Source organism: Pseudomonas sp. Marseille-Q5117, assembly GCF_946901175.1.
In the GTDB taxonomy this organism is placed as follows: Bacteria; Pseudomonadota; Gammaproteobacteria; order Pseudomonadales; family Pseudomonadaceae; genus Aquipseudomonas; species Aquipseudomonas iranensis.
Genome location: NZ_CAMPPP010000007.1, coordinates 31,523 through 51,513, shown reverse-complemented (window position 1 = coordinate 51,513; position 19,991 = coordinate 31,523). Strand labels below are relative to the sequence as shown.

Here is a 19,991-nt window from a genome sequence, read left to right as displayed (position 1 = left end):
CCGGCTTGTTGTAGTCCGTGATGAGTTCTATTGTCACTACAGCTCGATGCAGACCTCAGTGACGCATCGAAACGGAGAGCCAGGGAAGGCCGCGTAGCCGCAGGAAGGTGTCGAATTGAAAATCAGGGAAGTGAATCAATATGCAGTCACGGACAGATCGGACGCGGGGCGGGACAGGCAAATCATGAGCAGCATAAGTCGCGAAGAATTCGAGGCCAGGATTGAAACCATCGAGACCAGAATGGACGGCCGCGTGGCAGAAGTGCGCGCCGACATTCGTGGGTTCCTCGCTGCTCAGGCAGAGCAGAACAAGGCCCTACAGGAACGAGACAAACGTTATGACATGATGTGGATGGGCGTGCAGAAAATTGCCGACGAATCGCGGGAAGCGATCAGGCAGGCATCGACGGTAAAGGCCAATTACTGGGCGGCCACCACTGTGCATTTTCTCGGCGTGGCTTCCTTGCTGTTTGGCGCACATTTCGCCAATCAGGCGGCGGTGTTGACCACGATACAAACCACGTTGGCGGCGATTCAGATTGGCAAAGAGGTCTCGTCACCCAAACCGGTCGTACAACCCTCAACAGTGCCGCCGCAATAAAAAACGGCCTTCAGTGGAAGGCCGTTCTGCATCGAGCCAGATCATGGCATTTGCGGCAACTCCTGAGGGCGCAAGTCGAACACCAGCACTTCGGCATCGATACCGTTGCTCAAAGTGAGCAGCTGTTCTTCACGAACCCGCACGCCGTCGCCTTCCTGCAAGGCTTGGCCATTGAGTTCGACGCTGCCACGCGCAACGTGGACGTAGGCGTAACGATTGGCCGGCAATTTCAGCGTGGCACTCTCGTCGCCGTCGAATAATCCGGCATAGACCCGCGCATCCTGACGGACTTTCAGGGAACCGTTGCTACCGTCCGGCGAGATGATCAGTTGCAGGCGACCACGTTTTTTCTGCGCGCTGAAGTGTTCCTGTTGATAGCGCGGCTTGGCGCCACTGACATCCGGCACGATCCAGATTTGCAGAAAGTGCACGGGCTTGGTGGCCGAGTGGTTGAACTCACTGTGCGCCACGCCGCTGCCGGCACTCATCAATTGCACGTCGCCGGGACGGATCACCGAGCCAGTGCCAAGGGTGTCCTTGTGTTCCAGCGCGCCTTCGAGCACATAGGAAAAGATCTCCATGTCGCGGTGCGGGTGCTGGCCAAAACCTTTGCCGGCGGCGACCCGGTCATCGTTGATCACCAGCAGATCGGAGAAACCCTGTTCACGCGGGTTGCGGTAGCTGGCGAAAGAAAAGGTGTGAAACGACTTCAACCAGCCGTGATTGGCGAGGCCGCGATCGGAGGCTTTGCGAAGAGTCAGCATGATGAAATCTCCTGGTTGGACGTGAATTCGTCCGAGTGAGGAGAAGGTTACTGGTTACCTTGGGAGGCAATAAGTAGATGGAAATTGAAAGACTGTCCGGCTCAGGTTGACAGTTTTGCGTTATGGTTCACGCATTCGAACACGCTCATGACGACACAGTCGGCCATAATGCCCCGGCTGTAGCGTGCGTATTGACCCTTGAATATGTGTGATGCCTCCCATGAAAACCGTGGCAATGGTGCTGTTTCCCGACTTTCTGATGCTCGACATGGCCGGGCCACTGGAAGTGTTTTCAGTCGCCAACCGTTATCTGAAACCTGATGTGCACTATCAACTGACGACACTAGGGACGGAGCGCGGCTTGCTCAAGGCTTCCAATGGTGTACAGGTTCAGGCTGATCTGCACATCGACGAGGCGGCCGAGTGCTATGACCTGTTATTGGTGCCCGGCGGCCCCGGCGCTTATAACCAGAGATTTCCCGAGCTGTTTGGCTGGCTGAAGAAAGCCGTGCCGCGTGCGGAGCGTTACGGTTCGATTTGTACCGGCGCATTCATCCTCGGCCATGCCTGCCTCCTTGATGGTTATCGCGTCACCACGCACTGGAATTACACCGAGCGCCTGATCAAGGCTTTCCCGAAAACCACGGTGACCACCGACCAGATCTACGTTGAGGATCGCAATCTCATCACTTCGGGGGGCGTAACCGCTGGCATCGATCTGGCGCTGGCGGTGGTGGCCAGGGATCACGGCAAGAAAATCGCCCAGGACGTCGCCAAGGTGTTGTTGGTGGTCATGAAGCGTCAGGGTGGGCAAGCGCAGTTCAGCCCGTTGATGGCGGCCGTCTCACCGCAAGAAACGCCTATCACCCGCGCGCAGAATTACGTCCTTGAACATCTGGATGAACCCTTTACAGTCGAGCGAATGGCCGGATTGGCCAATATGAGCGCACGGCACTTTGCTCGCCTGTTCGCCCGTGACGTCAACATGACTCCCATGGAGTTTCTGCAGAATGCCCGCATTGACTGCGCGCGAAACCTGTTGGAAACCAGCGATCTGCCGCTGAAAACCATCGCCTACAAAAGTGGTTTCGGCAGTGTCCGGCACATGCGCTCGCTATTCGCCGAAAAGCTCGGTCTTACGCCGTTACAATACCGCGAACAGTTCAGCTAGAGCGGTTCTGTCCGTCAGACGCAGCCGGATGTCCGTGCTGCGTCGGCTCCGGCGGTTGTATCGTCACGCAACAGTGCCAAGATGTTTGGCATGAATAATCACAACGACACAAGCCAAGGTTCGGTGCTGCGTTTTGGCCCCTACGCCTTTCATGTGCGCCAACGTCTGGTCCTTGAAGGCGAGCAGCCGCTACGCATGGGCGGGCGCGCCATGGATATTCTGCAGGTGCTGCTTGAATACGCGGGGAAGGTGGTCAGCAAAGAGCAGTTGATTGCTCGTGTGTGGCCGACATCGATCGTCGAAGAGATCAACCTGCGGGTGCACATCGCGGCGTTGCGCCGCGCACTGGGCGACGGCACCAACGGGCAGCGTTACATCATTCACGTGGCGCACTGCGGCTACAGTTTTGTCGCCCCGGTTGAGCAGGGTCCAAGTGAGGCGCTGAGCATGCTCGCTGCCGCGCTCATGCCACTGCACAATCTTCCGGCACGACTGACGCCAGTCAGTGGGCGCGACGCCCTGATCGGTAGTCTGGTTCGACAAATGCCGGTGTGCCGCTTGATGACCATTACCGGTGCGCCGGGTGTTGGCAAAACCACTGTGGCACTGCGCGTGGCGGAGTTGCTGCTGCAATACTTTCGTGATGGCGCCTGGTGGGTCGACCTTGCCGGCCTCAAAGATGACAAGCCCTTGCTCGAACACCTGTTGCACGCCTTGAATACAGACTTTTTCACACTGACCGGGCGGCACGCCTTGTTGGTGCTGGATAACTGCGATCACCAGCGCGACAACTGCGCGGCTCTGGTAGACACCCTGTTGCATGCCGCGCCTCGCCTGTCGATTCTGGTCACCGGCCGCGAAGCCTTGCACATTCCACAGGAAGCCGTTCATTACGTGCCGCTGCTGGCGATTCCCAAGCGCTCTACATTGAACTCCGTCGAGGAAGCCATGGGCTATCCGGCGGTGCAGTTGTTCGTCAATCGCGCGCGAGCGCGGCAACAGGGCTTCAGTTTGCGTCAACAGGATTTGCCAGGTATGCGCGAAATCTGCCGCCAACTGGACGGTCTGCCGCTGGCGATCGAGCTCGCCGCTGCGCAGATCGACGCGCTGGGCTTGATCGGCTTACAGGCCCAGGTTGAAAACGGTCTGCAATTGCTTGGCCAAGGCCGGCGCACCGCGGAACCACGCCATCAGTCAATGGCCGCTGCGATCGATTGGAGCTTCCAGTACCTGACGGAAATGGAACAGCGTGTGCTGCTGCGGCTGTCGGTGTTCAGCACGGGCTTTACCCTGGAGGCTGCACTGAGCGTGATCAGCTGCGTGGATCTGGCGGGATCCAGGTTGAGCGCAATTATCGAAGGGTTGGCGCGCAAGTCATTGCTCATTCAAGAACCCAACCGGGCAATGGCGCGCTATTGGATGCTCAACACCGTGCGCCGCTATGCTCGTGATCGTTTTGATCGCAGCGACGACAGGCTCGAACTGCAACAGCGGCATGCGCGCTATCTCAGCCGCACGCGCAATGCGTCAGGCCGGGCACTCCTCGCGCAGGCTGTCTAGTAGCACGCGGACCTTGCGCAAGTCCGGTGTGGCGTAGCCTTCGGTGAAGCGCTGGTAGAGGGGGCTGAGCAAATCCCAAGCTTCGCGATGGCGGGACTGGCGTTGCCATAACTGCGCAAGGTCCGTGGCGCTGCGCAGCTCCCAGGCCAACGCGCCTTGGCTTCGGGCGATGGTCAGCGCTTGTTGCAGGGTTTGTTCGGCTTCTCGAGTTTCAGCGGTGTCTGAGCGGAGCGATTCGCGAGCAGGCTCGCTCCCACAGGAAACAGCGCACAACTCGGAATTTGCGCCCGACACCGAGCCCTTGTGGGAGCGAGCCTGCTCGCGAAGGGGCCACTCTGAACCCTTCACTAATGCCGCCGCCCGCGCCCGCAGTATTTCCGCTGCACTCCAACCCGCATCCCCGGTGCGTGCTCGTTCCACCAGTGCCTCATCGACAAAGCGCTCATCCAGCGTAACCATCACTTCCCGGATCAAACCGCTGCTCTGCGTCGATACCGGCGCGGCATTATCCGGATCGATCACCTGCGCGTAGTGCCGCGCCCAATTATTGAACAGCAGCACCGAATGCTTCTGCGACTGCTCCAGCAACAATTGGAGGAGCGCGCGGGCGTTGGCGGCGTCACCGTTGTAATGGGCGATCAGACAACTGGCCAGCGCCAGGGTGTAACAGATCGATGTGCCATGGTCGATCTGCACGGCAATATCCAGCGCCTGCCGTGCCGCGCGCCATGCCTGTTCTGGCAGACCCTGCAGCCATAGCACGCGGGCCAGTACCGTCAGCGAAGCGACGCTCTGGTCGTACTGCACGCCAAAGCCATGGGTGAAACGATTGAGATGGCCGCTGTGGGCCATGCGTTGCAGCACCTGCTCGGCATGTACACGGGCCTGCGGTTGGTCGCCGGCATAATGCAGGGCCAGCACGCGCAAGCGATGCGTGCTCAGCGACAGCAATGGCTCGCCGTGCACGCCGATGCGATCAAATTGCTCACTCTGCGCCAGCGCCATGCGGTAATGCCCGCAACTCAGATTGACCGCCATATGCCCCGATATCGCACGCAGTTGCCCGGCCAAGTCACCGTGTTCTTCGGCTAAGCGGCAGGCGTCGATGAAGGCCTGGATGGTTTGTGGCGTGCCGCCCCAGGTGTGATAGCTGGCGCTGCCGAGCGCCAGTTTCAAGGCGATTTGCAGGCGAGGGCAGGGCGGCAGGAGCGAGTCTGCTGGCGAAGCCTCCAGCAGACTCAGTGCCCGGCGCACATAGCGGCTGTAATCGCGCAGCAACGACAGCTCCTGCCACAAAGGCGCCGACGCGGCTGCCAGTTGCACGCCCAGCTCATCTGGTCCCGGCCCGTTGAGGCTCCAGTCCAGCGCCGCGCGCAAATCCTCCAGCCCCCTGGCATAGCGCTCCATCCACAATACAGTCGGCGTGTTGTCCCAATCCGCCTGCGCCTGCTGCATCAGTGTCAGGCAGCGCTCAGCGTGGCGTTGACGGGTTGCGCTGAGCTCTTCAGCCTGTTCGAGTTTTTCCAGTGCGTAGTGGCGCGTGGTGTCGAGCAACCGGTAGAAAACATCTTCGTCGCCCACTTCGACGCTCAGCAGGGATTTCGCCACCAGTTGCGTGACAGCGGTGAACACCTCGCCGGGGTCGATCTGTTGGCCGATGACCACCGCTGCCGCCGAGGCGAGGGTGAAGCTGCCGCGAAAAATTCCCAGTCGCCGCAGACAGGTTTGTTCGCAGGCGTTGAGCAGGTTGAAGCTCCAGTCCATCGTTGCGCGCAGGGTCAGGTGGCGCTCGGCGCTGCTGTGGTGTCCGGCCGACAATGGCGGCAAACCCTCGCGTAATTGCCTGAGCAATCCGTCCATGCCCAATTCGCTGACCTGCGCGGCGGCCAGTTCCAGAGCCAGCGGAATGCCGTCCAGGCGCTGGCAGATTTCAATCGCTTGCGGCAGCTGTGCAGGGCTCAGTTCAAAGTTTTCCCGCGCCGCGGTCGCGCGCTCGACAAACAGTTGCAGCGCAGCAAAGCCCAGCGCCTGAGCCGGCTCCATCGGCGTCGACATGGACGGGCATTCGAGCGATTCCAGACGCTGCACGAATTCGCCCTCAGCGCGCAGGCTCTCGCGGCTGGTGGCGAGGATATGCACCTTTGGCGCCCCCCGCAGAATCTGCTCACTGAGCGCGGCGACCGCATCGATCAAGTGCTCGCAGTTGTCGATTACCAGCAGCGTTTGCCGGTTACGCAGGCCATCGACCAGACCAGCCTGCGCATCGCCTTCTGGCGCGGACAGATCAAGCAGCGTCGCCAGATGCGAGCCGATCAGCGCGGGATCGGCGATGGGCGCCAAGTCCACCAGGCGGATGCCGTCGCGATACTGGTCGAGCAATTGTTCGGCGACGCGCAGGGCAACGGTGGTCTTGCCGATGCCGCCGGGACCGACCAGAGTGATGCAGCGTCGGCGCGGCAGTTGCGTAATCAAGTGATCGATCAGGGGTTGGCGACCGATCATCCGCGTACTACGCAGTGGCAGGTTGTGCCGGGGCACGGCGATCGCAGGCTTTGCTTCGATGCTATCGAGCAGGATGGGTGCGACAAAGCTGTAGCCGCGCTGCGCCACGGTGACGATGTAGCGCTGACCGTTCTGTCCGTCGCCCAGCGCCTTGCGCAGCGCCGCCATGTGCACGCGCAGGTTGATGTCTTCGACGACGCTGTCTGGCCAGACCCCGGCCATTAATTGCTGTTTGCTCACCACTTCACCGGCGTGGGCCAGCAAAATCAGGAGGATATCCATCGCCCGCCGTCCCAGGCGCATAGGTTGTTGGCCTTCAAGTAGCAATCGTTGCCCGGGATGAATCCGATAGGGGCCAAAGGCAATGGCCTGATTCGGGGAGAAACTCAACAGCGCGCTCCTGCGGTGATGCGGCGGACAGGGCGAATCAGTCCCTGGCGCATGCGCAGGCCGTCTGATCCGGGGTGTCCGGGCATAATCCTCAGGTTTGAGCATCAGTGCAACGGGTGGCGTAACGGCAGCAGTCAAAACACCGCAGGCTGCGCTGCGTTGTTTTTCGGTCTGCCCATGACTCGACAGCGCCAGGCGAAGGGATTGATGCCCTCGCTGCGGGTGAACATGTGGCAGAAGTGCGCCTGATCGCAGAAGCCGCATTCGAGGCTGATTTGCGTCAGGCTGAGGTCGGTGTGCTGGATCAGCAACTTGGCCCGGGCCAGGCGCTGGGCGCGGATCCAGTCCTGTGGCGACACGCCGGTGCTGCACTTGAATGCGCGGGAGAAATGACTGCGTGACAGTGAGCAGGCACGGGCCAGTTCAGCCACTTCCAGACTTTCGCCCAAGCGATCGAGGATCAACTGTTTGATCTGGCGTTCGCGCTGCGGACTGAGTCCGCCAGTCGTGTTTTTCCGCGGTTCGCAGGCAGGGGCGAGGGCGACGGTTTGCTGTAGATAAGCCATGGCCAAGGTCCGTGTCGGTGGGGAATACACGGTCGGCGCATTCCCTCAGGTCAAAAAAGCAACGCTGCGCAGAGGGCTTCATTGTTGGGCGAGGGCGTGAGGCTGACGAGTTAATCGTTGTTAATTTCCTCGCTCAGGCTGGAACTCAGCACATCCTTGCAAGTCACCGCCCCGCGCTTTGCGCGACGATGTCGACAAAGCGCGGCCGCCGTTGGCCAGGATCAAAGGGGAATGCAATGAAAGGCTTGATGAAAGGAGCAACGACCCTGGCGGTCATGCTGGCAATGTCCGGCGCGATGGCGCAGGCACCGCAGGTGGGCACTCAGGCGCCGGGTTATTTCCGCTTGGCGGTGGGCGATTACGAAGTCACCGCGTTGTTCGACGGTTACAACGATTTGTCGCCGAAGTTGTTGCAGGGCATGAGCCAGAGTCAGATTCGCGCGCTGCTCGCACGGCGTTCGATTGAAACCCCGGGCGTGCAGACAGCGTTCAATGCCTTTCTGGTCAACACCGGCACACAACTGATTCTGGTCGACACCGGCGCAGGGCAGTGCATCGGCGCCACCGCCGGGCAGCTTTCGGCCAACATGCAGGTCGCCGGTTACAAGCCCGAGCAGGTCGACACAATTTTGCTGACGCACCTGCACCTCGATCACGTCTGCGGTCTGGTCGATGCACAGAACAAGCCGCTGTTCGCCAATGCCACCGTCTATGCGGCCAAGGCCGAAGCCGATTACTGGCTTGATCCGGCAGCACTGGCCAATGCCCCGGCGGGCGCAAAAGAGTTTTTCAAAATTGCCCAGGATTCGACGGCGCCCTACGTTGCCGCCGGTCGCTTCAAGACTTTTGCCGCCGGGCAGTCACCACTGCCGGGACTGGTCGAAGCAACCCTCGAAGCCGGGCACACCCCGGGCAGCACCACTTACCGCTTCACGTCGCAGCAGCAGAGCATCGTGTTCATGGGCGATCTGGTGCACAACCTCGCGGTGCAGTTTTTGCACCCGCAGGTGTCGATCAGTTTCGACGTCAACAGTCAGCAAGCGATTGTCAGTCGGCAGGCAGTGTTCAGTGCAGCGGCAGCGAGCAAGACCTGGGTGACGGCAGCGCATCTGCCGTTCCCGGGCATCGGCCACATCGCCGCCGAGGGCAAACATTTCCAGTGGGTGCCGGTGGAGTACGGCCCTTACAAACGCGCGGCGAAAGTGCCGTTGATCGAGTAAAGTGCCCAGCGCCAGTGGCATAAAGCGTCTGACACCGATAAGGAAACCACGCCCATGAACCGTAACGATCTGCGCCGCGTCGACATGAACCTGCTGGTGATTTTCGAAGCGTTGATGTTCGAAAAGAACCTGACCCGCGTTGCCGAAAAACTGTTCATGGGCCAACCGGCGGTCAGTGCTGCGCTGGGGCGCTTGCGTGATCTGTTCGACGATCCGTTGCTGCTGCGCAACGGTCGCGGTATGGAACCGACGGCGCGGGCGCTGGCGATCCTCAAGGAGCTGCAACCGGCGATGGACGTGATTTCCGGCGCAGTCAGCCGCGCCAAGGAATTCGAACCGGCGAGCAGTTGCGATGTGTTTCGCATCGGACTGTCGGACGACGCCGAGTTCGGTCTGTTTCCGCCGCTGTTGCGCCAGCTTCAGCAGGAGGCGCCGGGGATTGTCGTGGTGGTACGCCGCGCCAACTACCTGTTGATGCCGGCGCTGTTGGCCTCTGGCGAAATCTCCGTGGGCGTCAGCTACACCACGGATCTGCCGGCCAATGCCAAGCGCAAGAAGCTGCGTGATATTCCCTGCAAAGTGCTGCGCGGCGACGACCGTCCGGGGCCGCTGACGCTGGACGAATATTGCGCGCGTCCGCATGCGATGGTGTCGTTCTCCGGTGATCTGAGCGGCAACATCGACCTGGATCTGGCCAAGATCGGCCGCTGCCGCCGGGTGGTTCTTGGTGTGCCGCAGTTCAGCGGCTTGCGCGCCCTGCTCGCCGGTACCGAGATGATCGCCACGGTGCCGGATTACGCCGCCTGTGCCCTTGTTGAAGGCTGCGCACTGCGTGCCGAAGACCCGCCATTCCCGATCGATGCCGCGCAATTGTCGATGGCCTGGAGCGGGGTGCACGACAACGACCCGGCAGAGAAATGGCTGCGCTCGCGGATCAGCCAGTTCATGGCGGCGCCGCTGGATATTCCTGCGCTTTAACCGCTCTCTATTACACGAGCAGTTTTCATGTGGGAGCGAGCCTGCTCGCGAATGCGGTGTGTCAGTTAGTGTGGATGTGACTGACCTGACGCCTTCGCGAGCAAGCTCGCTCCCACATTGTTTTTGTGGCGGTCTGCAAATGGAGCGCACGCCGCCAAACCCTGTGGGAGCGAGCCTGCTCGCGAAAGCGGTGTGCCAGTCAACGTGGATGTGACTGACCCGCCGCCTTCGCGAGCAGGCTCGCTCCCACAATGTTTTGTGGCTGGCAGCAGAACGTCAGTGACCTGAAAAGCAACTAAGCACACCCATCCAATTTCTTCCGCCCCGGCCTTGGCATGATTCCCGTCAATGACATTCAAAGGGTCGGGTCATGATTGCTACGAGGGATGAACAGGCGCGCGACATCGGGTTGCTGTTCCTGCGGGTCAGCGGCGGGTTGTTTCTGTTGTGGGTGCACGGCTTGCCCAAGTTGCTGGATTTCACCGCGCAACTGCAACTGATCGAAGACCCGTTCCACCTTGGCGCCCACCTGACGCTGATCCTGGCGATTTTTGCCGAAGTCCTCTGCCCATTACTGATCGTCGCCGGTGTGCTGGCGCGTTTGGCCTGCTTGCCTATTCTCTTTGTACTGCTCGTGGCGTTGCTGGTCGTGCATCCGCAATGGAGTGTGGCCGAAGGGCAGTTCGGCTGGTTGCTGTTGATTCTTTTCACCACTGTCTTGATTGCCGGGCCCGGACGGCTGGCGATTCCTGTTCGTTTGCCCGGAGTGCTGCGTTATGCCTGAAGTCCTTAATCAACAAGCACCGGGGGCCGATGAGACCGTCACGTTGATCATCAAACACTCGGTCAAGGCCGGTTTCGAATCGGCGTATGAAGCGTGGCTGCGCAACATCGTGCGCGTCGCCGGCCAGCGCGCAGGGCATTTGGGTGTGGATGTGGTACGCGGCAAGCGCGGACGTCTGGATTTCTACACGTGCGTATTGCGCTTCAGCTCCACCGAAGCGATGCAGGGCTGGCTGGAATCCTCCGAGCGTCAGGCGCTGGTGGCTGAAGCCGCGCCGATGCTGGCTGACGGCGATCAGACCGAAGTCGCGCCGGTTAATGAGTTCTGGTTCACACCGCTGGCCGAAGCCGGCTCGCCACCGCCGCGCTGGAAGCAGGCTGTCGTCACCCTGTTGGTGATTCTGCCGCACACCCTGCTGGTGCCGCTGATCTGGGGGCCGTTGCTGGCGCTGCATCCGTTTCTGTCCAACTACGTGGTCGCCACGTTTTTGATCACCCTGACCATCGTCCTCTCGGTGGTCTACGTGGTGATGCCGCCGGTCACCCGTTTGTTCACCCCGTGGCTGGAAGCCAGTCAGGCCCATGAACACCTCGATTCCCAAGAAACCTCGCCGCGTTGAGCGGGGTTTGCTTCTTTTCACTTTCGCTTGAGGAACTGCGATGAGCGCCGATCTGATTTTATTCAATGGCCAGTTTCATACCGTAGACCGGGAAAAACCACTGGCCAGTGCGGTGGCGATCAAGGACGGCCGCTTCGTTGCCGTCGGTAACGATGCCGAGGCCATGGCCCTCAAGGGCAGCGCCACACAAGTGGTCGACATGAAGGGCCGCTGCGTCATCCCTGGCCTCAACGACTCGCACTTGCACCTGATTCGCGGCGGTCTGAACTACAACCTCGAACTGCGCTGGGAAGGTGTGCCATCGCTCGCCGATGCGCTGCGCATGCTCAAGGACCAGGCCGACCGCACGCCGACCCCGCAATGGGTGCGCGTGGTCGGTGGCTGGAACGAATTCCAGTTCGCCGAAAAACGCATGCCGACCCTGGAAGAAATCAACCAGGCCGCGCCGGACACCCCGGTGTTCATCCTGCACCTGTATGACCGCGCCTTGCTCAACCGCGCCGCTCTGCGTGTGGCCGGCTACACCCGCGACACGCCGAACCCACCAGGTGGCGAGATCGTGCGCGACAGCAATGGCAACCCGACCGGCATGCTGGTCGCTCGGCCGAACGCGATGATTCTCTACTCGACGCTGGCCAAAGGGCCGAAGCTGCCGCTGGAATATCAGGTCAACTCTACTCGTCAGTTCATGCGCGAACTCAATCGCCTCGGCCTGACCAGTGCGATCGACGCCGGCGGTGGTTTCCAGAATTATCCGGACGATTACCAAGTGATCGAACAACTGGCCAAAGACGACCAGTTGACCGTGCGCATCGCCTACAACCTGTTCACCCAGAAGCCGAAAGAAGAGCTGACCGATTTCCAGAACTGGACCGGCAGCGTCAAGCTGCATCAGGGCGACGATTACCTGCGCCACAACGGCGCCGGCGAAATGCTGGTGTTCTCCGCCGCCGACTTCGAAGACTTCCTCGAACCGCGTCCGGACCTGCCGCAGACCATGGAACAGGAACTGGAGCCGGTGGTGCGCCACCTGGTCGAGCAGCGCTGGCCGTTCCGTCTGCACGCCACGTACAACGAATCAATCAGCCGCATGCTCGACGTGTTCGAGAAGGTCAACCGCGACATTCCGTTCAATGGTCTGCCGTGGTTCTTCGACCACGCTGAAACCATCACCCCGCAAAACATCGAACGTGTGAAAGCGCTGGGCGGCGGCATTGCGATTCAGGATCGCATGGCGTTCCAAGGCGAATACTTCGTCGATCGCTACGGCAAACAAGCCGCCGAAGCCACGCCACCGATCAAGCGCATGCTCGCTGAAGGTGTGCCGGTTGGTGCAGGCACCGACGCCACGCGCGTGTCCAGTTACAACCCGTGGACCTCGCTGTACTGGATGGTCAGCGGCCGCACCGTTGGCGGTCTGGCCCTCTACGAAGAAGGTTTGCCACGCAGCACCGCGCTGGAACTGTTCACCCACGGCAGCGCCTGGTTCTCCTCGGAGCAGGGCAAAAAAGGCCAGATCCGTGTCGGTCAACTGGCAGACCTCGCTGCACTGAGCGCGGACTTCTTCAGCGTTGAAGAAGAAGCGATCAAGTGGATCGAGTCAGTGATGACCGTGGTCGGCGGCAAGATTGTCTACGCCGCCGGCGACTTCGAAGACCTCGGCCCGCGCTCGATTCCGGTGCTGCCGGACTGGTCGCCGGTAGTCAAAGTCCCTGGCCACTGGCGCCCGAACTCGCCGTTGCAAGCGCAGGTTCACCAGTGCAGCGGGCCATGCGCCGTGCACACCCACAGCCATGAAAAAGCGCGGATGTCGAATGCGCCGGTCAGCGATTTCGCCGGTTTCTGGGGCGCGTTCGGCTGTTCCTGCTTCGCGTTCTGAGTTTGAAAAAAGCGCCGGTCATCAGGGCCGGCGCTTACCGCAACAACCATCCATCCAGGAGTTTTGCCATGAGCGTTCCTTACAAGCGTCTGAACAAAGATGATGCCGTCGTCCTGCTGGTCGATCACCAGACCGGTCTGATCTCGCTGGTGCAGGATTTCTCGCCGAACGAGTTCAAGAACAACGTGCTGGCACTGGGCGACATCGCCAAGTTCTTCAAGCTGCCGACCATTCTGACCACCAGCTTCGACGCAGGTCCAAACGGCCCGATCGTGCCTGAGCTGCTCGAGCAATTCCCCGACGCGCCGTTCATTCAGCGTCCAGGCCAGATCAACGCCTGGGACAACGAAGACTTCGTCAAAGCGATCAAGGCCACCGGCCGTAAACAACTGATCATCGCCGGTGTAGTGACCGACGTTTGCGTAGCTTTCCCGACCCTGTCGGCGATCGCTGAAGGCTTCGAAGTGTTCGTCGTCACCGACTCGTCGGGTACCTTCAACACCACCGTGCAACAAGCGGCGTGGGCGCGGATGTCGGCTGCCGGTGCACACCTGATGAACTGGTTCGCTGTGGCCTGCGAGCTGCAAGGCGACTGGCGCAACGACATGGAAGGCCTGGCGCATCTGCTGTCCGAGCGTCTGCCTAACTATCGCAACCTGATCAACAGCTACACCAAGTTCACTGCCAAGTAATCTGGTCGAAAGTCAAAAGCCCCTCACCCTAGCCCTCTCCCGGAGGGAGAGGGGACTGACCGCGTTGTTTGCTAGAGTTGCATCGACCTGCAATACCGAGCCGAGCTCCGCTCTTGAAACGCATGGAGATCGGCTCCCTTTCACCCTCGCCCCCTTAGGGGGAGAGGGCTGGGCGGGCGGCGTTCCGATGAGGGGGTGAGCTTTTGATCTTCAAAGTTTCAGATCAGCGTTTTTGCAACCAACCCAAGAAACCACCTTTTTTCACCGCCACCGGTTTGGCCATCAACGCGAGGCGACTGTTCTGCTGACGCACCGCCTGCAACTTGTTCAAGGCCCGGCCGACTTCGCTGCGCTTGTCCATGCACTCACGGGTCAACTGTTTGTCGAGACGATAGATGATGCTCGACGTCAACGCCGTGAACGTCGCCTGCGACGGCGTATCGGCAAGAATGCTCTGCTCACCCATGACTTCGCTCGGCCCCATGCGTCCGGCCTCGGTCTGGCCATTGCCGTCCGGCACCGTCGCGCTGACCACGCCCATGGCAATCACGAACAGACTGTCCGGCACCTCGTCCAAATCCAGCACCACCTGACCCGCCGTGTACTGCTGCGCGACCATCGACTCAGCGAGGCGATCGCGTTCTTCACTGCTCAGCGAGCGGAAAATCTTCACCTCATCCAGCAATGCGCGAGCACGGCTCGACGGTTCGATCACGCCGTCGGGATGCCGGGAAATACCCGCCGCTTCGAGATGGCGGTGGGCGAGGTCGAACAGTTGATTGCGCACTTCGCTCTTCTTGCCCAGCTCGGCGATGAAACCGCTGGCAACGTATTCCGACATGGTTTCGCCGGCCTCTTTGAGCACGGCTTTCGGCGCCGGGCTGAGCAACAGCGAGCTGCTGCCCTGCAAAGTGCGATCAAGGGCATCGAGTACCCGCCGCGGGCGAATGTGGTTCGGCACTTTGATACTTATCGAGACGCCGTGCATGTTGTTCGGTCGGCTGAGGTTGACGATCTTTGCCTTGGCCGCCACCGAGTTCGGTACCACCGCCATGGTGCCGGCGCTGGTCAGCAGGTGCGTGGCGCGCCAGTCGATATCGAAGACCTTGCCTTCGACGCCGTCGATCATCACCAGATCGTCCACCTGATACGGCTTGGTGGTGTTGAGGACGATGCCGGAAAACACATCGGCGAGGGTGCTTTGCAGCGCCAGACCGACCACGATGGCGACCACCCCGGAAGTGGCCAGCAGGCCTTTGACCGGCAGCTCCAGCACGTAACCGGCCGCCGCAACAATGGCGACCAGAAACACCAGCGCACCGATGACGTCCTGCAACAGACGACCGCTGTGACCGATGCGGCGCATCAGTGCCAGGCCGATCACTTCGGTCAGCACTCGTGCCGCGTACAACCACCAGAGAATCCCCAGCGCCGTCGCCCCCAGCTGCGCCACGCGATCATCGGCGAACAGCGGAGCCTGCAACGGGCTGACGCCGGCGTTGATCACCAGCGCGCTGAATGCCAGAAACAGTGCCAGACGCACGCCGACTCGCGGCGCGCGATGGCTGAAGGGCGAGAAGTGCCAGAGTGCGGCGTCGAGCAGCAGCAGGACGGCGCTCCAGGACAGCAGGTGGGCGTAGAAAAGAGTCATGACCGGTACTCCGCGACGCTGGTGAGAAAAAAGATCGCAGCCAGCGGCGGCTCCTACAGGGAATCGTATTCCAGGGTAGGCGCTGCCGCAGGTTGCGATCTTTTGCTTTTATGGATTCAGATGGGTCTTCAGTTCAGCCGCCGCCTGACGCACCGCCGCTTTCACCTCCGGAATCTGGCTCAGCGGATTGAGCAGACCAAAGTCATGAATCATCCCGTTGTAACGCACCGAGGTCACCGGCACGCCGGCCGCATCCAGATGCCGCGCATAACCTTCACCTTCATCACGCAGCACGTCGAACTCGGCGGTCTGCACCAGCGCGGCGGGCAGGCCCTTGAGCTGTTCGGCGCTGGCATTGAGCGGCGAGGCATGGATCTGCGCACGCTCGGCCGGGTTGGTGGTGTAGTTGTCCCAGAACCACTGCATCATGCCCTTGGTGAGGAAGTGGCCCTCGGCAAATTGCTGGTACGAACCGTCTTCGAACTGCGCATTGGTCACCGGCCACATCAACAGCTGGAAGCGCAGGGCAGGGGTTTTCTGCTCCTTGGCCATCAACGCCACGACCGCCGCCATGTTGCCGCCGACGCTGTTGCCGGCCACCGCCAGACGCTTGCCGTCGACACCGATGTCCTTGCCGTGCTCGGCCACCCATTTCGTCGCGGCGTAAGCCTGATTGATCGCGGTCGGGTACTGCGCTTCCGGCGATGGCGTGTAATCGACGTACACCGCAACAGCGCCCGAGCCGACCACCAGATCACGGATCAGGCGCTGGTGCGTCGGGAAATCGCCCAGCACCCAGCCGCCACCGTGGAAGAACATGAACACCGGCAACTCGCCTTTGACCTTGGCCGGTCGCACCACTTTCAGGTTGAGGGTCTGGCCATCGACCTTGATCGCCTTGTCGCTGACTTCCACACCGGACAGATCAACCTTCACCGAGGCCTGCGCACCGGTCAGCACCGCACGGGCGTCTTTCGGGCTCAGTTGCTCCAGCGGACGACCACCGCCAGCGGCGAGGGCATCGAGGAATGCTTGGGTTTTGTGTTCGACGCCAGGGCTGCCAGCGGCGAAAGCGCTGCTGACGGACAGGGCGAGGAGGGAAGCGGCGAGGGTTTTCTTGATGCTCATGTTCAATTCCATTTTTGATGTGTGATGTAGGAGCTGCCGAAGGCTGCGATCTGATCGTTCCCACGCTCTGCGTGGGAATGCAGCCGGGGACGCTCCGCGTCCCAACGATCAGATGGCAGCCTTCGGCAGCTCTTTGTGTTCAGGGTTGTTTTCAAACCGTGAGCACAGATTAATGGGCTGCTGAAAAGCGAAAAAGCGGCTATAAAGCGTTTAACTGTCCACCAGAGAGTGACAATGAACCCGTTCGAAGACATGCGTATTTTTTGCCAGGTCATGGACTCCGGCAGCTTCACCGCCGCGGCCGATCAGTTGGGCCTGTCCAAGCAGTTCGTCAGCCGCCGTTTGATGCAACTCGAAGAGCGCCTCGGTGTGCGCTTGTTGAATCGCTCGACCCGCCGCCTCGACGTGACGCCGCTGGGGCAGAGCTATTACGAATCGGCGTTGCGTTTGCTCGGAGAAGTCGAGCAGGTCGAGCAGGGCATCGCCGGCGAAACCGCCGAGCCGCGCGGCACGATTCGCCTGAGCGCGCCGCTGTCGTTCGCGGTGGCGCATCTGGGGTGTCTGCTGCCGTTGTTCCTGCAGCGTTATCGCGAAGTCACCGTCGAGGTCGATTTAAGCGATCGCCCGGTCGACCTGCTCGGCGAAGGCTACGACCTGGCCCTGCGCATCGGCGTGCTGGAGGACTCGACACTGATTGCCCGGCGCATCGCCAGTATCGAACGGGTCTACTGCGCCAGCCCGGCCTACCTCGCCGAACGCGGCACACCGCTAAAGCCTGAAGACCTGCACAGCCACGATTGCCTGCCTTACGGCCACGGTCGCTCGGTGCAATGGCGCTTCAACGAAGCGCCGGGCAAACCGCTGCTGATCAACGTCACCGGGCGCATGCGCGTCAACAACGGCGAACTGCTGCGAGATGCAGCGGTGCAGGGGATGGGAATTACTTATCTGCCAACCTTCATCGTCGGCGCGGCGCTGAAGGACGGGCGGCTGGTGCCAGTGCTGGATGACCTGCGCCCGGAGCCACTGACCCTGTCGGCGGTTTATCCGCAGCATCGCCAGGCTTCGCGGCCGGTGCAGGCGCTGGTGGAGTTTTTGCGTGAGCGGCTTAACCAGAGTCATGTGAATCTTTGATTTTATTTACCGTCGAGTATCGCGTTCTGTCGGGCCAAATAGCGGTGCATGGGCAGTTATGATTAACTTTGATTCAATTTGTATCAAAGCTGAGCGAACACGATGGGTCAGGACTACTCTGATCGACGGTGACCCCCCGCTGCCCGCAATCTCAAGGAGTCAACTGACATGGCCGCGCCAATGAAAACCCGATCCGTGACTGCCCATGTACCCGTGCAATTGGCCGAAAAGGTCGATCTGATGGCTGAGCGTCTGGAACGCTCGCGTAACTGGATTGTGAAACAGGCGCTGAGCGCCTGGATTGATCAAGAGGAAGAGCGCAGCCGTTTGACGCGCGAAGCCTTGGCTGATGTGGACGCCGGGCGCGTTATCGATCATCAATCAGTGCAGGCATGGGCGGACAGCTTGAGTTCCGATACGCCTCTCAAGGCTCCACTTTGATATGGAGTTGAAGTGGACCAGCAAAGGGCTTTCCGACCTGACCAGGCTTTACGAGTTTTTGGCAGCAGTTAATCAACCTGCCGCTGCGCGCACTGTGCAACAGCTGACCGCCGCTCCGATAATGCTGCTAGCCAATCCGCGCTTGGGTGAACGTCTGGAAGAATTTGAACCGCGAGATGTTCGAAGGATTCTGGTCGGGCACTACGAAATGCGCTATGAAATTGTCGATTCGACTATCTACCTGCTGCGCCTTTGGCACACTCGCGAAGAACGATAATTCATCGCCAGACTCGCGCTTACAACATCGCAACAACCCCAATTCCGGGTCTGTTCTAGACTCACGCCGCTCAATCACGAGCCTCACCCGGAGTAGCGCCATGGAAGTGCCCAACCCCAAAACCGCCATCGAAAGCAATCGACAGGCATGGAACGATTCCGCCCGTCATCATCAGGATTCACCGGACTGGCAGGCATTGCTCAACGATGTCGCGCAGGCGGAGTTTTGCTGCCTTGATGACACTTTGCGCGGCTTGCTGGAAGTCGATGGCAAGGACGTGATTCAACTGGGCTGCAATAACGGTCGGGAAAGCCTGTCGCTGTTTGCGCTGGGTGCGCGCAGTGTCGTCGGCGTCGATCAATCCGCAGCGTTTCTTGAGCAGGCCCGCGAGCTCAACAGCCGCTCGCCGCACACAGCTGAGTTCATCGAAAGTGATATCCACCGTCTCCCCGCGTCACTGCATAACCGCTTCGACGTCGCCCTGATCACCATCGGCGTACTCAACTGGATGCCTGACATCGGCGAATTCTTCCGCCATGTCGCGCAGGTGCTGAAGCCGGGCGGCAAACTGGTGATCTACGAAACCCATCCGTTTCTGGAAATGGTTGATCCGCAGGCTGAAGATCCCTACCGCCTCGCCAGCTCGTATTTCCGTGCCGAGCCGTTTGTGCAGCAAGAGCCGATCGTTTACGTAGGTAGAGTCGAGCAGCCGTCGGCAAAGTCGTACTGGTTCGTGCATACGCTGGGCGCGATCTTCAGCGGCGCCATCGGAGCGGGGCTGCGCATTGTGGATTTTCAGGAATATGCGCATTCGAACCGGGAAGAGGTGTATGACTGCTACCTGAACCAGCAGGCGCAGCTGCCGATGTGCTTTAGCCTGGTGGCGAGCAAGACCTGAGAACCTTTTTTGCGACGGCTTGCCTCTTCGCGAGCAGGCTCGCTCCCACAGGGAAACGCATTCCAGTGTGGGAGCGAGCCTGCTCGCGATGGCGGCCTTGTGACCGCCAGAAAATTCAGGGAACGGCGTGATTGACTACGTGCCCCGGCTGCGCATAAAGATCAATGCCCAACGCATGAATCACCTTCAACACTGTGTCAAAGCGCGGCTTCGCTCCGGGAGCAAAAGCCTTGTACAAACTTTCACGACCCATGCCTGAATCCTTGGCGATCTGCGTCATTCCTCGCGTCTTTAACACGTAGCCGATTGCGCGAAGGAATTCTTCGCTGTCTCCGTCTGCAAGCACCTGTGACAGGTACTCACTGATGGCTTCATCACTGTCGAGCAGCGCGACCATGTCGAAATTCGTCAAAGTCTGGCTCATGGTTAAACCTCCTTTGCCATTTTTTGTGCGCGTCGGATGTCTGCGCTTTGTGAGGATTTGTCGCCTCCGGCCAGCAGAATGATTACTGCGCCATTGCGGATTGTGAAATACACCCGGTAGCCCGCGCCAACATCCAGACGCATCTCAGAGACTCCATCGCCCACCGATTTGGCGTCGCCTAGATTGCCTGTTGACGCCCGATCAATACGCCGGGCGATAGCCACTTTGGCGCGCAAGTCTCTAATCGAACGGTGCCAAGCCTGGAATATTGCGGTTTGCTGGATAAGATAAGTCATTGCTCGACTGTATCCA

20 protein-coding genes are annotated in these 19,991 nt (G+C 60.4%); 13 read left to right on the top strand and 7 right to left on the bottom strand.

Going from position 1 to position 19,991, the window contains the following annotated elements:
* Positions 1 to 115: 115 nt before the first annotated feature.
* Positions 116 to 601 carry a hypothetical protein gene (locus OC605_RS13245; protein WP_262137585.1) on the top strand — a complete coding sequence of 162 codons (486 nt, stop codon included), beginning with the start codon at positions 116 to 118 and terminating at the stop codon, positions 599 to 601.
* A 41-nt stretch (positions 602 to 642) separates the two neighbouring features.
* Here the strand turns inward: OC605_RS13245 and OC605_RS13240 are convergent, their stop codons facing one another.
* Positions 643 to 1,365: a pirin family protein gene (locus OC605_RS13240; protein WP_186565453.1), complete on the bottom strand. Its 723-nt coding sequence runs from the start codon at positions 1,363 to 1,365 to the stop codon at positions 643 to 645.
* A 220-nt stretch (positions 1,366 to 1,585) separates the two neighbouring features.
* Between OC605_RS13240 and OC605_RS13235 the strand changes: the two genes are divergently transcribed.
* Positions 1,586 to 2,536 (top strand): GlxA family transcriptional regulator, encoded by a 951-nt coding sequence (locus OC605_RS13235; RefSeq protein WP_186566053.1) that lies wholly within the window; start codon positions 1,586 to 1,588, stop codon positions 2,534 to 2,536.
* 90 nt (positions 2,537 to 2,626) lie between these two features.
* On the top strand, positions 2,627 to 4,096 hold the full coding sequence (locus tag OC605_RS13230; protein ID WP_262137583.1) for an ATP-binding protein: 1,470 nt from the start codon (positions 2,627 to 2,629) through the stop codon (positions 4,094 to 4,096).
* Here the strand turns inward: OC605_RS13230 and OC605_RS13225 are convergent.
* Both OC605_RS13225 and OC605_RS13220 read right to left on the bottom strand, forming a co-directional pair.
* Positions 4,064 to 6,988 carry an ATP-binding protein gene (locus OC605_RS13225; RefSeq protein ID WP_262137581.1) on the bottom strand — a complete coding sequence of 975 codons (2,925 nt, stop codon included), beginning with the start codon at positions 6,986 to 6,988 and terminating at the stop codon, positions 4,064 to 4,066. The genes OC605_RS13230 and OC605_RS13225 overlap by 33 nt on opposite strands.
* A 134-nt stretch (positions 6,989 to 7,122) precedes the next feature.
* Positions 7,123 to 7,554 carry a helix-turn-helix domain-containing protein gene (locus tag OC605_RS13220; protein ID WP_262137579.1) on the bottom strand — a complete coding sequence of 144 codons (432 nt, stop codon included), beginning with the start codon at positions 7,552 to 7,554 and terminating at the stop codon, positions 7,123 to 7,125.
* A gap of 236 nt (positions 7,555 to 7,790) precedes the next feature.
* On the opposite strand from OC605_RS13220, the gene OC605_RS13215 reads away from it, so the two are divergent.
* From OC605_RS13215 to ycaC, 6 genes are all read left to right on the top strand, one after another.
* On the top strand, positions 7,791 to 8,774 hold the full coding sequence (locus OC605_RS13215; protein ID WP_410055997.1) for an MBL fold metallo-hydrolase: 984 nt from the start codon (positions 7,791 to 7,793) through the stop codon (positions 8,772 to 8,774).
* Between the two features lie 54 nt (positions 8,775 to 8,828).
* Positions 8,829 to 9,752, top strand: a complete 924-nt coding sequence (locus OC605_RS13210) for a LysR family transcriptional regulator (RefSeq protein ID WP_122506416.1) — start codon at positions 8,829 to 8,831, stop codon at positions 9,750 to 9,752.
* Between the two features lie 370 nt (positions 9,753 to 10,122).
* A complete protein-coding gene (locus OC605_RS13205; protein ID WP_024012430.1) occupies positions 10,123 to 10,536 on the top strand; it encodes a DoxX family protein in 414 nt (137 codons plus the stop codon).
* On the top strand, positions 10,529 to 11,155 hold the full coding sequence (locus tag OC605_RS13200; RefSeq protein WP_262137557.1) for an antibiotic biosynthesis monooxygenase: 627 nt from the start codon (positions 10,529 to 10,531) through the stop codon (positions 11,153 to 11,155). The genes OC605_RS13205 and OC605_RS13200 overlap by 8 nt, the downstream gene beginning before the upstream one ends.
* 40 nt (positions 11,156 to 11,195) lie before the next feature.
* The gene (locus OC605_RS13195) at positions 11,196 to 13,034 is read left to right on the top strand and encodes an amidohydrolase (RefSeq protein ID WP_042609477.1); all 1,839 of its coding nucleotides are present in this window, start codon (positions 11,196 to 11,198) and stop codon (positions 13,032 to 13,034) included.
* A gap of 68 nt (positions 13,035 to 13,102) precedes the next feature.
* Positions 13,103 to 13,726 carry an isochorismate family cysteine hydrolase YcaC gene (gene ycaC / locus OC605_RS13190; protein ID WP_016774080.1) on the top strand — a complete coding sequence of 208 codons (624 nt, stop codon included), beginning with the start codon at positions 13,103 to 13,105 and terminating at the stop codon, positions 13,724 to 13,726.
* A 223-nt stretch (positions 13,727 to 13,949) separates the two neighbouring features.
* Here the strand turns inward: ycaC and OC605_RS13185 are convergent, their stop codons facing one another.
* On the bottom strand, positions 13,950 to 15,377 hold the full coding sequence (locus OC605_RS13185) for a mechanosensitive ion channel family protein (RefSeq protein ID WP_262137554.1): 1,428 nt from the start codon (positions 15,375 to 15,377) through the stop codon (positions 13,950 to 13,952).
* Between the two features lie 108 nt (positions 15,378 to 15,485).
* Complete coding sequence (locus OC605_RS13180) at positions 15,486 to 16,505, bottom strand: alpha/beta hydrolase (protein ID WP_262137552.1); 1,020 nt, start codon at positions 16,503 to 16,505, stop codon at positions 15,486 to 15,488.
* A 234-nt stretch (positions 16,506 to 16,739) separates the two neighbouring features.
* On the opposite strand from OC605_RS13180, the gene OC605_RS13175 reads away from it, so the two are divergent.
* The 4 genes from OC605_RS13175 (at position 16,740) to OC605_RS13160 (ending at position 19,255) form a co-directional block, all read left to right on the top strand.
* The gene (locus OC605_RS13175; protein WP_024012435.1) at positions 16,740 to 17,639 is read left to right on the top strand and encodes a LysR family transcriptional regulator; all 900 of its coding nucleotides are present in this window, start codon (positions 16,740 to 16,742) and stop codon (positions 17,637 to 17,639) included.
* 168 nt (positions 17,640 to 17,807) lie between these two features.
* Positions 17,808 to 18,080 carry a CopG family ribbon-helix-helix protein gene (locus OC605_RS13170; protein ID WP_041478584.1) on the top strand — a complete coding sequence of 91 codons (273 nt, stop codon included), beginning with the start codon at positions 17,808 to 17,810 and terminating at the stop codon, positions 18,078 to 18,080.
* A 1-nt stretch (position 18,081) separates the two neighbouring features.
* Positions 18,082 to 18,357, top strand: coding sequence for a type II toxin-antitoxin system RelE/ParE family toxin (locus tag OC605_RS13165; protein WP_041478585.1), 276 nt, complete (start codon positions 18,082 to 18,084; stop codon positions 18,355 to 18,357).
* Positions 18,358 to 18,457: 100 nt separating this feature from the next.
* Positions 18,458 to 19,255 (top strand): class I SAM-dependent methyltransferase, encoded by a 798-nt coding sequence (locus tag OC605_RS13160; RefSeq protein WP_262137548.1) that lies wholly within the window; start codon positions 18,458 to 18,460, stop codon positions 19,253 to 19,255.
* Positions 19,256 to 19,370: 115 nt separating this feature from the next.
* Here the strand turns inward: OC605_RS13160 and OC605_RS13155 are convergent, their stop codons facing one another.
* Both OC605_RS13155 and OC605_RS13150 read right to left on the bottom strand, forming a co-directional pair.
* Positions 19,371 to 19,679, bottom strand: coding sequence for an addiction module antidote protein (locus OC605_RS13155; RefSeq protein WP_262137547.1), 309 nt, complete (start codon positions 19,677 to 19,679; stop codon positions 19,371 to 19,373).
* 2 nt (positions 19,680 to 19,681) lie between these two features.
* A complete protein-coding gene (locus OC605_RS13150; protein WP_076567390.1) occupies positions 19,682 to 19,975 on the bottom strand; it encodes a type II toxin-antitoxin system RelE/ParE family toxin in 294 nt (97 codons plus the stop codon).
* Positions 19,976 to 19,991 lie beyond the last annotated feature (16 nt).

What these genes read in the sequence shown, in the direction of transcription:
- OC605_RS13165 (WP_041478585.1), top strand. Translation starts at nt 18,082, where the DNA reads ATGGAGTTGAAGTGGACCAGCAAAGGGCTTTCCGACCTGACCAGGCTT.
- ycaC (WP_016774080.1), top strand. Translation starts at nt 13,103, where the DNA reads ATGAGCGTTCCTTACAAGCGTCTGAACAAAGATGATGCCGTCGTCCTG.
- OC605_RS13205 (WP_024012430.1), top strand. Translation starts at nt 10,123, where the DNA reads ATGATTGCTACGAGGGATGAACAGGCGCGCGACATCGGGTTGCTGTTC.
- OC605_RS13180 (WP_262137552.1), bottom strand. Translation starts at nt 16,505, where the DNA reads ATGAGCATCAAGAAAACCCTCGCCGCTTCCCTCCTCGCCCTGTCCGTC.
- OC605_RS13150 (WP_076567390.1), bottom strand. Translation starts at nt 19,975, where the DNA reads ATGACTTATCTTATCCAGCAAACCGCAATATTCCAGGCTTGGCACCGT.
- OC605_RS13200 (WP_262137557.1), top strand. Translation starts at nt 10,529, where the DNA reads ATGCCTGAAGTCCTTAATCAACAAGCACCGGGGGCCGATGAGACCGTC.
- OC605_RS13195 (WP_042609477.1), top strand. Translation starts at nt 11,196, where the DNA reads ATGAGCGCCGATCTGATTTTATTCAATGGCCAGTTTCATACCGTAGAC.
- OC605_RS13215 (WP_410055997.1), top strand. Translation starts at nt 7,791, where the DNA reads ATGAAAGGCTTGATGAAAGGAGCAACGACCCTGGCGGTCATGCTGGCA.
- OC605_RS13170 (WP_041478584.1), top strand. Translation starts at nt 17,808, where the DNA reads ATGGCCGCGCCAATGAAAACCCGATCCGTGACTGCCCATGTACCCGTG.
- OC605_RS13240 (WP_186565453.1), bottom strand. Translation starts at nt 1,365, where the DNA reads ATGCTGACTCTTCGCAAAGCCTCCGATCGCGGCCTCGCCAATCACGGC.
- OC605_RS13230 (WP_262137583.1), top strand. Translation starts at nt 2,627, where the DNA reads ATGAATAATCACAACGACACAAGCCAAGGTTCGGTGCTGCGTTTTGGC.
- OC605_RS13210 (WP_122506416.1), top strand. Translation starts at nt 8,829, where the DNA reads ATGAACCGTAACGATCTGCGCCGCGTCGACATGAACCTGCTGGTGATT.
- OC605_RS13155 (WP_262137547.1), bottom strand. Translation starts at nt 19,679, where the DNA reads ATGAGCCAGACTTTGACGAATTTCGACATGGTCGCGCTGCTCGACAGT.
- OC605_RS13220 (WP_262137579.1), bottom strand. Translation starts at nt 7,554, where the DNA reads ATGGCTTATCTACAGCAAACCGTCGCCCTCGCCCCTGCCTGCGAACCG.
- OC605_RS13185 (WP_262137554.1), bottom strand. Translation starts at nt 15,377, where the DNA reads ATGACTCTTTTCTACGCCCACCTGCTGTCCTGGAGCGCCGTCCTGCTG.
- OC605_RS13235 (WP_186566053.1), top strand. Translation starts at nt 1,586, where the DNA reads ATGAAAACCGTGGCAATGGTGCTGTTTCCCGACTTTCTGATGCTCGAC.
- OC605_RS13175 (WP_024012435.1), top strand. Translation starts at nt 16,740, where the DNA reads ATGAACCCGTTCGAAGACATGCGTATTTTTTGCCAGGTCATGGACTCC.
- OC605_RS13160 (WP_262137548.1), top strand. Translation starts at nt 18,458, where the DNA reads ATGGAAGTGCCCAACCCCAAAACCGCCATCGAAAGCAATCGACAGGCA.